Source organism: Streptomyces sp. NPDC051173, assembly GCF_040689515.1.
In the GTDB taxonomy this organism is placed as follows: Bacteria; Actinomycetota; Actinomycetes; order Streptomycetales; family Streptomycetaceae; genus Streptomyces.
Window position 1 is genome coordinate 1 of sequence record NZ_JBFBBD010000071.1, and the last position, 12547, is coordinate 12547.

At 69.5% G+C, this 12547-nt stretch carries 15 protein-coding genes; 7 read left to right on the plus strand and 8 right to left on the minus strand.

Going from position 1 to position 12547, the window contains the following annotated elements:
• Nucleotides 1–105: 105 nt before the first annotated feature.
• The 6 genes from AB0435_RS27690 to AB0435_RS27715 all read right to left on the minus strand — a co-directional run bounded on the left by AB0435_RS27690 (nucleotide 106) and on the right by AB0435_RS27715 (nucleotide 7105).
• Nucleotides 106–2649, minus strand: a complete 2544-nt coding sequence (locus AB0435_RS27690) for a SpoIIE family protein phosphatase (RefSeq protein WP_366428220.1) — start codon at nucleotides 2647–2649, stop codon at nucleotides 106–108.
• Between the two features lie 165 nt (nucleotides 2650–2814).
• Nucleotides 2815–3234 carry an ATP-binding protein gene (locus AB0435_RS27695; RefSeq protein ID WP_366004916.1) on the minus strand — a complete coding sequence of 140 codons (420 nt, stop codon included), beginning with the start codon at nucleotides 3232–3234 and terminating at the stop codon, nucleotides 2815–2817.
• A gap of 187 nt (nucleotides 3235–3421) precedes the next feature.
• On the minus strand, nucleotides 3422–3826 hold the full coding sequence (locus AB0435_RS27700; RefSeq protein WP_366428205.1) for a (deoxy)nucleoside triphosphate pyrophosphohydrolase: 405 nt from the start codon (nucleotides 3824–3826) through the stop codon (nucleotides 3422–3424).
• A 55-nt stretch (nucleotides 3827–3881) separates the two neighbouring features.
• On the minus strand, nucleotides 3882–4061 hold the full coding sequence (locus tag AB0435_RS27705) for an SPOR domain-containing protein (protein ID WP_366004860.1): 180 nt from the start codon (nucleotides 4059–4061) through the stop codon (nucleotides 3882–3884).
• A 319-nt stretch (nucleotides 4062–4380) separates the two neighbouring features.
• Nucleotides 4381–6024: an APC family permease gene (locus AB0435_RS27710; RefSeq protein WP_366428206.1), complete on the minus strand. Its 1644-nt coding sequence runs from the start codon at nucleotides 6022–6024 to the stop codon at nucleotides 4381–4383.
• A 328-nt stretch (nucleotides 6025–6352) separates the two neighbouring features.
• A complete protein-coding gene (locus AB0435_RS27715) occupies nucleotides 6353–7105 on the minus strand; it encodes a GntR family transcriptional regulator (RefSeq protein ID WP_366004917.1) in 753 nt (250 codons plus the stop codon).
• Nucleotides 7106–7477: 372 nt separating this feature from the next.
• Between AB0435_RS27715 and AB0435_RS27720 the strand changes: the two genes are divergently transcribed.
• The 3 genes from AB0435_RS27720 to AB0435_RS27730 all read left to right on the plus strand — a co-directional run bounded on the left by AB0435_RS27720 (nucleotide 7478) and on the right by AB0435_RS27730 (nucleotide 9714).
• Nucleotides 7478–8404, plus strand: coding sequence for an alpha/beta hydrolase (locus tag AB0435_RS27720; RefSeq protein ID WP_366428207.1), 927 nt, complete (start codon nucleotides 7478–7480; stop codon nucleotides 8402–8404).
• A gap of 34 nt (nucleotides 8405–8438) precedes the next feature.
• A complete protein-coding gene (locus AB0435_RS27725; RefSeq protein ID WP_366428208.1) occupies nucleotides 8439–9014 on the plus strand; it encodes a Uma2 family endonuclease in 576 nt (191 codons plus the stop codon).
• Between the two features lie 175 nt (nucleotides 9015–9189).
• Nucleotides 9190–9714, plus strand: coding sequence for an SgcJ/EcaC family oxidoreductase (locus AB0435_RS27730; protein ID WP_366428209.1), 525 nt, complete (start codon nucleotides 9190–9192; stop codon nucleotides 9712–9714).
• 319 nt (nucleotides 9715–10033) lie between these two features.
• Here AB0435_RS27730 and AB0435_RS27735 read toward each other — a convergent pair whose 3' ends face one another.
• Together AB0435_RS27735 and AB0435_RS27740 are read right to left on the minus strand one after the other, a co-directional pair.
• On the minus strand, nucleotides 10034–10288 hold the full coding sequence (locus AB0435_RS27735) for a Txe/YoeB family addiction module toxin (protein ID WP_366004865.1): 255 nt from the start codon (nucleotides 10286–10288) through the stop codon (nucleotides 10034–10036).
• Entirely contained in the window at nucleotides 10285–10566 is a 282-nt protein-coding gene (locus tag AB0435_RS27740) for a type II toxin-antitoxin system prevent-host-death family antitoxin (RefSeq protein ID WP_366004866.1), read from the minus strand. Before AB0435_RS27740 ends, AB0435_RS27735 begins: the two co-directional genes overlap by 4 nt.
• Nucleotides 10567–10952: 386 nt before the next feature.
• Here AB0435_RS27740 and AB0435_RS27745 point away from each other — a divergent pair, with 386 nt between their 5' ends.
• The 4 genes from AB0435_RS27745 to AB0435_RS27760 all read left to right on the plus strand — a co-directional run bounded on the left by AB0435_RS27745 (nucleotide 10953) and on the right by AB0435_RS27760 (nucleotide 12491).
• Nucleotides 10953–11222, plus strand: coding sequence for a type II toxin-antitoxin system Phd/YefM family antitoxin (locus tag AB0435_RS27745; RefSeq protein WP_366428210.1), 270 nt, complete (start codon nucleotides 10953–10955; stop codon nucleotides 11220–11222).
• A complete protein-coding gene (locus tag AB0435_RS27750) occupies nucleotides 11215–11478 on the plus strand; it encodes a type II toxin-antitoxin system RelE/ParE family toxin (protein WP_366004868.1) in 264 nt (87 codons plus the stop codon). The genes AB0435_RS27745 and AB0435_RS27750 overlap by 8 nt, the downstream gene beginning before the upstream one ends.
• A 333-nt stretch (nucleotides 11479–11811) precedes the next feature.
• Nucleotides 11812–12087 carry a hypothetical protein gene (locus tag AB0435_RS27755; RefSeq protein WP_366428211.1) on the plus strand — a complete coding sequence of 92 codons (276 nt, stop codon included), beginning with the start codon at nucleotides 11812–11814 and terminating at the stop codon, nucleotides 12085–12087.
• Nucleotides 12084–12491, plus strand: coding sequence for a PIN domain-containing protein (locus AB0435_RS27760; protein WP_366428212.1), 408 nt, complete (start codon nucleotides 12084–12086; stop codon nucleotides 12489–12491). The genes AB0435_RS27755 and AB0435_RS27760 overlap by 4 nt, the downstream gene beginning before the upstream one ends.
• The last annotated feature ends 56 nt before the right edge of the window (nucleotides 12492–12547 follow it).

A 12547-nucleotide genomic window follows, 5' to 3' on the forward strand; every position in this document is an offset into this window, starting at 1 on the left:
GGCACCCACGGGCATCGAACCCGAGTCGGTGGAGCTGGTGCTGCCGCACGGCCGCTCGGTCAGGCGGCGCAGGGTGGAGGGTTACGCGCTACCCGCACCCAGACCTCAGTACAGACTCATCAACGCCTCCACCGCATCCGGCGTAGGCGTATCCCCGTCCGGCAAAGCAAGCTCGAACCACACCGTCTTGCCATGGGGCGTGCGGCGGCTGCCCCACGCCGCGCTGAGCAGCCCCACGAGCTGGAGCCCGCGCCCCCCTTCGTCCGTGTCGCGCGCCCGGCGCCGCCGGGGCTGGACGAGCCCCCCGTCCCAGACCTCGCACACCAGCGTCCGGTCGAGGAGCAGCCGCAGCCGGATCTCGCCCTCGCCGTACCGCAGTGCGTTCGTGGCCAGCTCGCTGACCAGCAGTTCCGTGGTGTCCACGAGGCTCTCCAAGCTCCAGGAGAGCAGCTGCTCGCGTGCCAGCTCCCGGGCCCGTGCCACGGAGCGGGCGTCGGGCGGGAGCGTCCAGTCGCCGACGCAGTCCGCGGGCAGGCCCCGCAGCCGCGCCATGAGGAGCGCGATGTCGTCCTCGCCGTGGTGGGTGTCGAGCGCGCCGAGGACGTGGTCGCAGACGTCCTCCAGGGGGCGGGCGGGGTCGGTGAGGGCGTCCCGGAAGGCCTCCAGGCCCTCGTCCAGCGGGTGGTCGCGGGACTCCACGAGGCCGTCGGTGTAGAGGACGAGCAGCGCGCGGTCGGGCAGGTCGATCTCCACCTGCTCGAACGGCTCGCCGCCTACGCCGAGCGGCATGCCGGGCGGCACGTCCAGCAGGAGCGCGGGCTCGCCCGCCTCGACGAGGACCGGCGGCAGGTGCCCGGCGTTGGCGACGGTGCAGCGCCGGGTGACCGGGTCGTAGACCGCGTAGACGCACGTGGCCAGATAGACCTCGGAGAGGTCGGCCGCCCGTACGCCGCCGCGCACGCCCCGCGACGCGGACTGCTTGCCGCCCGGCCTGCCGAGGCCGTGGGCGATCTCGTCGAGCGCGGAGAGCACCTCGGCCGGCTCCAGGTCGAGCATGGCCAGCGTCCGTACGGCCGTGCGGAGTTCGCCCATGGCGACGGCTGCCCGCAGGCCGCGGCCCATGACGTCGCCGACGACCAGGGCGGTGCGGTGGCCGGGCAGCTCGATGACGTCGAACCAGTCGCCGCCCACCTCGGTGGCCGCGTTGGCCGGGAGATAGCGGCAGGCGATGTCCAGCCCGGCGGCGTCGGGGTCGCCCGGGGGCAGCAGGCTGCGCTGGAGGATGAGCGCGCGCTCGTGCTCGCGCCGGTAGAGCCAGGCGTTGTCGATGCAGACCGCGGCGCGCGCCGCGAGCTCCACGGCGAGCGCGGTGTCGCGCTCGCCGAACGGCTCGCTGCCCTTCGTGCGGGAGAACCGCGCCAGGCCCACCACCGTGTCCCGGGCGACCATCGGGACCGCGAGCGTGGAGTGCACGACCGCGCCCAGCTCCGGGCCGTCCTCGCGCTCGCGGTTCGGCACCAGCTGCACCTGCGCGGTGCGCAGGGCGCCGGCGTAGGGCGAGTGGAAGGCGTAGCGGTGCACCTCGCCGACCTGCACGGGCTTGTCGGCGCCGTCCACGGGGGCGCCGGAGACCGCGCTGGCGTACGCGACCCGACGCAGCTCACCGCTGCCGTCGGCGAGGCCGGGCGGCGCCTCGTCACCCGCGAGGAGGCCCTGGTAGAGGTCGACGGAGGCGAGGTCGCAGAACTGGGGGACGGCGACGTCCAGCAGTTCGCGCGCGGTGGTCTCCAGGTCCAGGGAGTTGCCGATGCGCGCGCCCGCCTCGTTGAGCAGCGCGAGGTTGCGGCGCACGCCCGCGGCCTCGCGCTCCGCGCGGCGGCGGCCGGTGACGTCGGTGGCGAGCGCGGCCACCCCGATGGGCCGCCCGCTGCCGCTGTGCAGCCGGTAGAGCGAGACGGACCAGCGGCGGCGCTCGCTCTGCCCGGGGACCGGCCCCACGAGCTGGACGTCGGACACCGGCCGCCCGGTGTCGAGGACTTGGCGCAGCGCCGCGGTCAGCCGCTCGGCCTCGCCGCGCGGCAGGAAGTCGTGCGGGGTGCGGCCGCGGTGCCAGGCGGCGGGGCGGCCGAAGGTCTGGGCGAAGCTCTCGTTGACGCGGAGCAGGGTGAGGTCCGTGCCGAAGAAGAAGAATCCCAGGGGAGATTGGCCGAAAACGGCTTCGGAGGCCGCGATGTCGGTCTCTATTCCGCGCAGCGCCCGGGCGTCCACGGCCACGCAGAGGGCGCCGCGCGCGCCGTCCTCGTCCTCGGTGGGCATCACATAGATCTCGGCCAGCCCCGGCGGGCGTTCGCCGCGCGGATAGGGGACGAGGCCCGTCCACTCCCGGCCGTCGAGCCCGCCCTCGCCCAGGAAGGGTGCGGCGGGGCCCTGGCCGCGGCTCACCCCCGGGGCGGCGGGGGTGAAGATCTCCAGGGGGTCCTTGCCGACGGCGTGCCGGGCCGCTATTCCGAAGAGCTCCGCCGCGCGCTCGCTCCACTGCTGGATGCGCCCGTCGGCGCCCAGGGAGAACGAGGCCACGCGGATGTAGTCGTAGAGGGATCCCGGCGGGCTGTTCTGCCACATCGCCGCGGCCTGTGTGCCCTCCGGCATGCCGCTCGCCGTACCCGCTGGCTTTTCGCTCACGTGCCCGTCCCCTCCGGCTCATGTGCTCGCACCGGCATCAGAAGCCCGAGTATCCAGCACAGGGGCCTCTCGGAACACGGACTTCACGATCACAGCACGGTCTCGACCCGCTATGTCTCCCCCGGGGGTTTCCTAACCGGGCAGGCCCAGCTCGAACCACACGGTCTTACCGGTGTTTCCCCGGCGGGTTCCCCAGCGACGCGACGTGCATGCCACCAATTGCAGGCCGCGTCCGCCCTCGTCGTCGGGGTGGGCCGCGCGCTCCCGGGGCGGGTCGGGCAGCGGGTCGGAGACCTCGACGAGCAGGGTGGGTCCGGCGCGGGAGTACATCCGTACGCCGATGGGACCGCTCGCGTACCGCAGGGAGTTGGTGACCAGCTCGCTGACCAGCAGCACCGTCACGTCGGTGACCGCCTCCAGGCCCCATTCGCGCAGGGTGTCGCGCACGAGCGTGCGGGCGGTCCGTACGGCGCCCGCCTCGGCGGGGAAGCTCCACTCGGCGAATCCGGGCGTGGACGCCACGGTCCCTGCGCTGTCGCTCACGCCGATCACTTCCCAGCCCGCTGCGACCCCACCGGGCACGCCCGGTTCGGGGAGAATAATCAGCACATACCCGGTATGTCAGGCCGACTATCTTCCCGGTGCCGGTGGAGCGGGTCTGTGACACGGATGGAGTACGGCGCGGCGGGCATTTGACGGTCTCGGCGGCGTACGGGCCCCTCCGGAGGGGGACACGGGGTCACGTACCCCCGGCGGCCAGCATCCGGACCGCCGCGGCGACCGCGGGCCTGTCCTCGTCCAGCCAGTCGACCTCGTCGGCGCGGTCGGGCGACAGCCAGCGCAGCTCGTCGTGGTCCTGGAGCGGGCGCGCGGTGCCCGCGACGAGCTTGGCCGTCCACACCTGGAGCACGAACGGCGGGCGCAGAGGCCACTCCCCCGCGACCCGCTCCAGCGGCTCGACCTCGACGCCGAGCTCCTCGCGCAGCTCGCGGACCAGCGCCTGCTCGGCCGTCTCGCCGGGTTCGAGCTTGCCTCCGGGCAGCTCCCAGCGGCCGGCCAGCTCGGGCGGGGCGCTGCGGCGCGCGGCGAGCAGCCGCCCCCGGTCGAACACCGCTCCGCCCACCACCACACGCGCCGTCGTCATGAGCCGCAGCCTATGCGGTGGCCGGGGACGGATTCCCACCGGACCACGGGCCGCCTCAGGAGACCGTGCGCCCCACCCGCACCACGACGTAGAGCTGGCGGCGGCCGCCCGTATCGAGCCGCTCGGCGACCTCCTCGGCCTCCGTCTTCGTGGCGTAGCACCCGACGCGGTAGCGGTTGCCGTTGCCCTCCTGGCGGATCACCAGCCAGGGAAGGATCGGTCCGCTGTCAGTCATCGCCCCCGCCTTCCCGCTGCCGTGCGCACCGGCGCATACCGTCTGGCGTTTCCCGGAGAAACCGCAGTCCGCATATGCCCGAGCCTACGCCCGACCTTTACTCAGCGGATACGCTTTTTCACGAAGAGGTACGCATTTGGCCACGCGGCCCCCGGCCTTGCCCCCGAGGCCGCTGACTGGCCGCTGACTGGCCGCTACCCGGACTTGCCAAAGGCATGCGCGCCACGCCCGCCGGATGTCCCTGAGAACGCCGCAGGGGGCGGCCCCGGGCCCGTCGTGGGCCCGCGACCGCCCCCTGCGGGACGGAGATCTCCGGCGGTTACGCCTTCGCGTCCGAGAGCGCGGCTTCCTCCGCGGCCTGCTCGGCGAGCAGCTCCTTCTCGGTCGCGACCAGGGTCGGGTTGCGCCAGGCGCTGCGCACACCCCAGACGTAGAAGCCGAGCGCGAGCAGGACCACGACGACGATGTCCCAGCCCTGGGCGAGGTAGCCCTTGCCGCCGAACTCCGTGCCACCGGCCCACGAGACGAAGGCCATGACCAGCAGGTAGGCGACCATCCAGACGCCGGCCTTCAGGTGCGGCTTGAGCTCGGCCCACGGCTTGCGCAGCTCGTACCAGGCCCAGATCGGCAGGCCGACGGCCATGATCAGGATGACCTTGCCGGTGAGCGGCCAGCGGGCCCAGTAGAGCACCAGCGAGCCGAAGATCATCGCGATGGGCGCGATGACCGGCATGGCCTTCAGCATGACCGGGCGCTTGAGGTCCGGCGCGATGCGGCGCAGCGACATCACGGCGACGGGGCCGGTGATGTACGAGATGACGGTGGCCACCGAGACGATCTCGGCCAGCGAGCCCCAGCCGCGGAAGACGGCCAGGAACATGAACGCGACGACCAGGTTGAGCACCAGCGCCGGGCGCGGCACGCCGGTCTTCTTGTCGACCTTGCCGAAGACGCCGGGCAGGTGGCCGTTCTCCTGGACACCCTGGATCATGCGCGAGGTGGTGGCGGCGTAGATCATGCCCGTGCCGGACGGGGAGATGAAGGCGTCCGCGTACAGCAGCATCGCGAGCCAGTTCAGGCCCCAGGCGACGGCCAGGTCGGCCAGCGGCGAGTTGTAGATCTTGCCGAGGTCCGCCCAGCCGTGCGAGGAGAGGTCGGCCGACGGGACGGCCATCAGGAAGGCGATCTGGAGCGCGATGTAGATGACCAGCGCGATGAGGATCGAGCTGATGACGGCCTTCGGCAGCGACTTGCCGGGGTTGCGGGCCTCGCCCGCCATGTTCAGCGGGGACTGGAAGCCGTTGAACGCCCAGACGATGCCGGAGAGCGCGACCGCGGTGAAGACCGAGCTCCAGCCGTTGGGCGTGAAGCCGCCGGCCGACTCGATGTTCTTGGTGTCGAAGTGCGCCCACATCAGGGCGCCCGCGGTCAGGACCGGGATGACGACCTTGAAGACCGTGATCGCGTTGTTGGTCTTCGCGAACAGCGTGATCGCGAACCAGTTGAGGAAGAAGTAGAAGAGCAGCAGGACGCTGGCCAGGGCCACACCGCTGCCGGTCAGCTCCTTGCCGTCGTACAGCTCCTTCGCCCAGCTCCACTTCCAGGAGCTCATGTACTGCACGGACGCGGTCGCCTCACCGGGGATGACGGAGACGATCGCGATCCAGTTGGCCCACGCGGCGAGATAGCCGGCGAGCGAGCCGTGCGAGTACTGGCCGTAGCGGACCATGCCGCCGGCCTTGGGGAACATCGCGCCGAGCTCGCTGTAGGTGAGCGCGATGGTCAGTGCGACGGCCGCGCCGATGATCCAGGCGAGGATCGCGGCGGGACCGGCGATGGCCGCGGCCCGCTGGGCGCCGAAGAGCCAGCCGGAGCCGATGATCGACCCGAGGCCGACGGCGGTCAACGCCACCGGACCGAGGGTCCGGCGGTAGTTGGAGTGGGAACCCTGCTCGGTACTCAACGCCCCGGATCTCCTTTGCTTTCTTCTCCCCCACGGGCAGGACACAAACCGCGCCATCGTACGAGCGATTTGGACGATGGCGTTCCGCGAAAAGGCTCTGACCTGGCCGTATGTGAGTTTTGCAACAGTAAAAAACGCTCCGCCCTATCGGGACAAAGCGGGGCATACCACACGGTTCCTACCTGCCGGTACGGATCGGGGAGTGGATCACCGGCGGCCGAAATTCGATCTCCAGGAGACGGATGCCGAGCACCCGGAAGCTGTTCACGCGGACGTCACCACTGCTTGACGAGCGAGTGGTAAACGGTGCGGGCCGAGCGCGGCCCGGCTATTTGACCGGAAGGTGGTACGCGACGCGATAGCGCTCGGCGAGCACCACCACATCCGCCGTCTCCACCGGGCAGCCGCCCGCGAAATAGGTGCGCGAGACGACCACCACGTAGTGCCCGGGGACACCGCCGAGGGACAGCACCTCCTCCGCGAGGCCGGGCCGGGCGCTGACCTCCTCCGCGACGTTGTCCACGATCAGGTCGATGGCGGCCATCCGCTCGACGACCCCGCGCCCGGCCAGCGGCCCCTCCTCGGGGAGCATCACGGGCGTGCGGCCGGTGAGCGCGAGGGGTTCCCAGGAGGTGGAGAGCATCACCGGCTCGCCCGCGGCCCGGAAGAGATAGTCGGTGCGCATCGCGCGGTCGCCGGCGGCGACGCGCAGCCGGCGCGCCAGCACGGAATCCACCGCCACCTGCTCGCTGCGCGACTCCCAGGTGCCCTTGACCCTGCTGTCGGCCTGCTCCTGGCGGAACGGCGTGGACTCCCCCGCCGTGCGATAGCCCGTGCGCGCCAGGGCCCGCGGCACGGGTTGCTCGCGCACATAGGTGCCGGACCCGGATCTCCCCTCCACCAGCCCCTCGGCCATCAGTACCTTGCGGGCCTCCAGGGCGACGGTGTCCGAGACGCCGTACTGCTCGCGGATGCGGGCCTGGGACGGGAGACGTGTGTGCGGCGGCAGCTCGCCTGCGACGATCTTCTGGCGAAGATCACCGGCGACTCGGAGGTATGCGGGCTGGTCACCGAAGGCCACGGCCACTCCCAACAGGTTGACAGTCCGCAACAGCTTGGCAACTCTGGGTTGCCGCCCGCAACTACAGGCCAAGGATTCACTAGATGCAGTGAATTGCAGTTCAGGGACGTGTAGTTGGCGAGGGGAGCCGCATGTGCGACCGGCACCCCCCTGAGGCACATCCGCAATTATGCGCCGCACGCTCACCATCCGACACCACGCGTCCGCCACTCTCCGTGACGGCGCTGCGGGGTCGCCAACTCACCCGCCGAGCCCCGCAGTTGCCTCCGGGCGCCTCTGGTCGATCACTCGGGATGTTGTTATCTTCATCGAAACCGCGCGGGGTTTGACTTTCAAATCCACCCGGAGGGTTCGAGGAACGGGGGAAGCGAGATGTCGCCGAACACCGACACGGCGCCGGGAGTGCTCACGCCCGAGGAGACCGACGACGCCCGGCTGGCAGCGGCCCTGGACGGCGGTTTCAGCAGCCGGTACGCCGAGGTCAACGGGGTCCGGCTGCATTACGTGACAGGCGGCCAGGGGTCCCCGCTGGTCCTGCTGCCCGGCTGGCCCGAGACCTGGTGGGAGTACCGCAAGATCATGCCCGCCCTGGCCGCGCGCCACCGGGTCATCGCCGTGGACATCAGGGGCATGGGCGGCTCGGAGAAGCCGCGGTCCGGCTTCGAGAAGAAGAACATGGCCCTGGACGTCCACGAACTGGCCCGCCACCTCGGCCACGAGCGGATCGACATCGCCGGACACGGCATCGGGGCCATGGTCGCCTTCGCCCACGCGGCCAACCACCCGGACGCCACCGGGCGGGTGGCGATCCTGAACACCACCCATATCGACGACAGTTACTACGGCTTCCCCCTGGTCCCCCGCCCCGGCGACCGGGGCCCCCACCGCTGGTGGCTCGCCTTCCAGCAGGTCCAGGACCTCCCCGAACAACTCCTCGCCGACGGCCGCTACCGCCACCTCGTCGACTACATGTTCAACCTGAGCCTGCTGAACCCGGACGCCATCACCCCGCGCGACCGCGACATCTACGCCCGCGCCTACTCCACCCCCGACGCGATCCGCGCCAGCAAGGGCTGGTTCCAGGCGTACCAACAGGACATCGCGGACTTCAACACCTACCCCAAGGTGACCGCCCCGATGCTGGGCCTGGCCTACGGAGCCTTCTACGACTACATGCGCGAGGCCCTCCCGGCCCAGGGCACGGACGTCCGCGTCACGGAGATCACGAACACCCGCAACTACCTGGTGGAGGAACAGCCGGAGGCGGTGGCGGGGGCGCTGCTGGAGTTCTTCGGGTGACGTCCAGGGGCGGGCCGGACAGTACGGTGCCGACATGACCGCCCTGCCCGACTGGATGCGCCCGCCCCGCCCCGAGGGATGGTTCGCGGAGGACCTGGACCACCTCCCCGACGCACCCCGCCACACCGAGCTGATCGACGGAACCCTCGTCTTCAGACTGACGCCACAGCGCTGGTGGCACAGCCACCTCGTCACCACTCTGACGACGGCGCTCGAAGCCCGGGCTCCGTACGGCTTCGAGGTGGCACTGGAGATGACCATCCGGCTGGACGAGCGCAACCGCCCGGAGCCAGACATCCTGGTGACGACAACGCCCTACGCCCCGGACCGCACCTGTTTCACCCCGGACGAAGTCCAACTCGTCGTCGAGGCCGTCTCCCCCGAATCCGCGCACCGCGACCGCACGGTCAAGCTCCGCAAGTACGCCGAGGCCGGCATCCCGCACTACTGGTGCGTCGAGGACGAGGCCGGCGCCCCCGTCGTCCACGTCTACGAACTCGACGGCCCGACCGGCGCCTACGCACCCGCCGGCATCTTCCGGGGCACCCTGAAGCGACCCGTGCCGTTCGACATCGAGCTCGACCTGGACGCGCTCGTTCCCGGCAAGTGAACGGTCACCCGGGGCGATGACGGCCGAAAGGGGCCGGGCTCACCGGAGCCCGGCCCTTTGGCGTGCCGGTGACGAGCACTACCCCGCTTGCCCTCAGTCGGCGTGCCCTGGTCCCGGCGGGAGGTGATGCTGATAAGCGGACCTGATCGTTCCGCCGAGGATCGCCGGAGGATCCATGACACGGAGAACCCCCGTCCGGACAACCATCGTCGCCGCCGCGGTTCTGCTCGCCGGCGCGGGCCCGGCCCACGCCACCGGGAGTGCGTCCCCTCAGGCGCGCACGGCACAGCACGCCGCTGTCGGCAGGCACACCGGCGCGAAGCCCACCCCGAGGCGGATCGCCGCCCTGTTCGACCGGTGGAACGCGGCGCTGGCCACACGGAACGCCCGCGCCGTCGCCGCTCTCTACGCTCCCGACGCCGTCCTGCTGCCGACGCAGTCGTCAGAGATCCGCACCACTCACGACAGGATCGTCGACTACTTCGAGCACTTCCTCCAGCAGAAGCCCCAGGGCAGGATCCAGGAACGGCACATCACCGTTCTCGGGCCCACGTCGGCGATCGACACCGGCCTGTACCAGTTCACCCTGACCGACAAGAACGGCAAGGTCGGCAAGGCCGACGCGCGCTACACGTTCGTCTACGAACTGCGCGGCGGACACTGGCTGATCGTCAACCACCACTCGTCGGTGGTGCCGTAGGGCAGCGGCCCCGCTGCGACATGAAGAGAACCGATCCCAGCACACCCGCGTCCCAGGTAGGTGATATTTCAGCGGCTCGGGCTTGCCGATACCCGAGAAGGGTCTGCTTGACGTCTTCGCTTGAGACAGCGACACCACCACTCGGGCCGGCCGAGCCGGATTGTCAGTGACGGCTGCTTCCATGACGTCATGAGCACCGCGCACGAGACAGCCGCCCTTCTCCCCGACCCCGCCCAACTCCGCGCCCATCTGCGCGCACTGGCCGTTCCGGACGACACGATCGGCGACGATCCGCAGTTCTGCCAGTACGGAACTCGGATCAGTAGTGGTACCGGGCCGCGAGGATGACGATCTCCTTGTCCGTCACCAGGTAGACGAGGCGGTGCTCGTCGTCGATCCGTCGCGACCAAGCCCCCGGCAAGTGATACTTCAGCGGCTCAGGCTTGCCGATACCCGAGAAGGGATCGCGCCTGACGTCCTCGATGATCTTGTTGATGCGAGCGAGCATCTTGCGGTCGTTCTTGAGCCAGGACGTGTAGTCCTCCCACCCCTGGTCCTCGAAGGCAAGCCTCACGCGGCACCCGCGCCAGCCTCCGACGGGCCCGGATCGATCAGCTCACGCTCCGACACGTTGATGTGCGACAGGGCGTTCTCGTACGCCTTAAGCAGCCGCCGGGCGTTCGCCGGCGAACGCAGCAGGTACGAGCCCTCGCGCAGCGCCGCATAGTCCTCGGCAGAGACAAGCACGGCGTTGCCGTGCTTCGAGACGATCTCGATGGCCTCGTGGTTCTCGTTGACCTTCTTGATCAGCGGAAACAGTTCCTTGCGGGCTTCACTCGCGGTTATGGACATGACCTGGCCCTTCCATCAAGTGGTACCTAATAACGTACCAGTCTTGGTGTCATTCAGGAGGGGGAAACGACTGACGGACGATCAGCTGCTCCAGCACCGATCCAGCACGGGAAAAACCAGGGGCCCGACTCCAAAGAGCCGGACCCCTTCTGATCTGCATGTTTACCAGATCAGCGACGTGGTGATACATCAGCCGCTACACATTGAACCTGAACATTCAGCGCAGAGCTCCGACCTGCGAAAACACGGTTTCCGGAGTTCTCATCCAGCACCGATCCAGCACGGTGCGAGTTCATCCAGCGCATCCAGCACGCGCGACCGCGGCGAGTGAGCCGCCGTCACGGGATCTATTGTGTACACATGGGTCACTCGGTACGCTTGAGCGCATGATGCAGCCACTGCCCATAGAGTCCATCCGCGATGTGCGCGCGCACCTCGCCGAGGTCGTGGAGCGCGCCGACCGCGACGACCTGCCCACGGTGATCACTCGCCGCGGCAAGGAAGTCGCCGCCGTCGTCTCCATCGAGGTACTGCGCAAGTACCAGGAGTGGGAGGAGCGCGAAATCAATCGGATCATCGACGAGCGCATGGCCAACCCCGCACCCGGCATCCCGATCGAGGACGTCATGAGGGAGACGCTGGCGCGCAGTGAGTGAGTACCGAACCCTCTTCCGCCCCGAAGCACAGGCCGAACTTCGGAAGATCCCTCGCGACATGGCGCTGCGCATCCTGGCCAAGCTGACCGAGTTGGAGACCGACCCTCTCGGTTTCAACACCACCGCACTCGTGTCCCAGCCCGAACGTCGCCGCCTGCGCGTCGGCGACTACCGCGTCGTCTACACGATCGACAACGGGGAGCTGGTGGTCTGGGTCGTTCACGTGGGACACCGGTCCACCGTTTACGAGACCTGATCACGACTGACCCCGCGTCAGAATATCCAGCACCCATCCAGCACGGTGACGACGAAGGGGTCGGACTCGATGGAGTCCGACCCCTTCCGAACTGCGCGTTTGACTAATCACCTAACGCGCCGTACGCGCACGACTACACGTTGAACCGAAACTCCACCACAACCACCCTGACCTGCGATTATGCGGGCGCATCCCAGCACCATCCCAGCACGGGATTCAATGCAAAGTACAAAAAGATCCGGAAGCGCCAAGACTACGCATCACCGCCCGCCCCGGATACAGGTCACGCAGCACTCCAGCCGCTGTAATAGTTTCTGTACTAGACTTGCGGTCATGAAGTCACCCCGCCCCGGCAGCACGGAGAACATCTCCGTCTCCATGCCCTCGGAACTCCTCGGTGCTCTGCGCACGCGCACCGGCAAGCGCGGCGTGTCCGCGTATGTGACGGCAGCGGTCCGGCATCAGCTCGCGATGGACGGCCTCGCCGAGATCGTGGCCGCCTACGAAGCCGAGCACGAGCCGCTGAGCGAGGCGGAAGTCCAGGCCGCACAGAGCGAACTGTTCGGTGACGCACCGGCGCCCTACGCGTCGAACGACAGCGCCGCATGAAGGAGCCCGCGGCCAGGTCCCTGGTGCTCGACTCCCAGGCGCTGTCGCAGCTGCTGCGCAACGACCGTCAGATGATCACCCGGATCGAGGCCGCCCGGCGCGTAGGCGTGCCCGTCCTCGTATCGGCCCTGACGGTGGTGGAGGCCGTCTACGGGAAGACAGATACCGCCCGGCTGCGCTGGGTGCTCTCCCGCCTTCAGGTCCAGGACGTCACCCAGGCGGACAGCCTCACCGCGGTGCAGTTGCTGAGCGACGCCGGTGGCTTGCACGGTCACAAGTACGCCATCGACGCCCTCGTCGCCGCGATGGCGCTCCGCTCGCCAGCGCCCGTCCTGGTGCTGACCTCGGACCGCGACGACTGGTCGAAACTGTGCGGCGACGGAGTACAGATCAAAGATGTCTGACCTTGGCGTTCACTCAGCTTGAATCGCACTGTCTCGCCAGCCCCGCGGCTAGGCCC

What these genes read in the sequence shown, in the direction of transcription:
- AB0435_RS27725 (WP_366428208.1), top strand. Translation starts at nt 8,439, where the DNA reads ATGACCGCCCTGCCCGACTGGATGCGCCCGCCCCGCCCCGAGGGATGG.
- AB0435_RS27705 (WP_366004860.1), bottom strand. Translation starts at nt 4,061, where the DNA reads ATGACTGACAGCGGACCGATCCTTCCCTGGCTGGTGATCCGCCAGGAG.
- AB0435_RS27760 (WP_366428212.1), top strand. Translation starts at nt 12,084, where the DNA reads ATGAAGGAGCCCGCGGCCAGGTCCCTGGTGCTCGACTCCCAGGCGCTG.
- AB0435_RS27740 (WP_366004866.1), bottom strand. Translation starts at nt 10,566, where the DNA reads ATGTCCATAACCGCGAGTGAAGCCCGCAAGGAACTGTTTCCGCTGATC.
- AB0435_RS27745 (WP_366428210.1), top strand. Translation starts at nt 10,953, where the DNA reads ATGATGCAGCCACTGCCCATAGAGTCCATCCGCGATGTGCGCGCGCAC.
- AB0435_RS27700 (WP_366428205.1), bottom strand. Translation starts at nt 3,826, where the DNA reads ATGACGACGGCGCGTGTGGTGGTGGGCGGAGCGGTGTTCGACCGGGGG.
- AB0435_RS27730 (WP_366428209.1), top strand. Translation starts at nt 9,190, where the DNA reads ATGACACGGAGAACCCCCGTCCGGACAACCATCGTCGCCGCCGCGGTT.
- AB0435_RS27720 (WP_366428207.1), top strand. Translation starts at nt 7,478, where the DNA reads ATGTCGCCGAACACCGACACGGCGCCGGGAGTGCTCACGCCCGAGGAG.
- AB0435_RS27755 (WP_366428211.1), top strand. Translation starts at nt 11,812, where the DNA reads ATGAAGTCACCCCGCCCCGGCAGCACGGAGAACATCTCCGTCTCCATG.
- AB0435_RS27690 (WP_366428220.1), bottom strand. Translation starts at nt 2,649, where the DNA reads ATGCCGGAGGGCACACAGGCCGCGGCGATGTGGCAGAACAGCCCGCCG.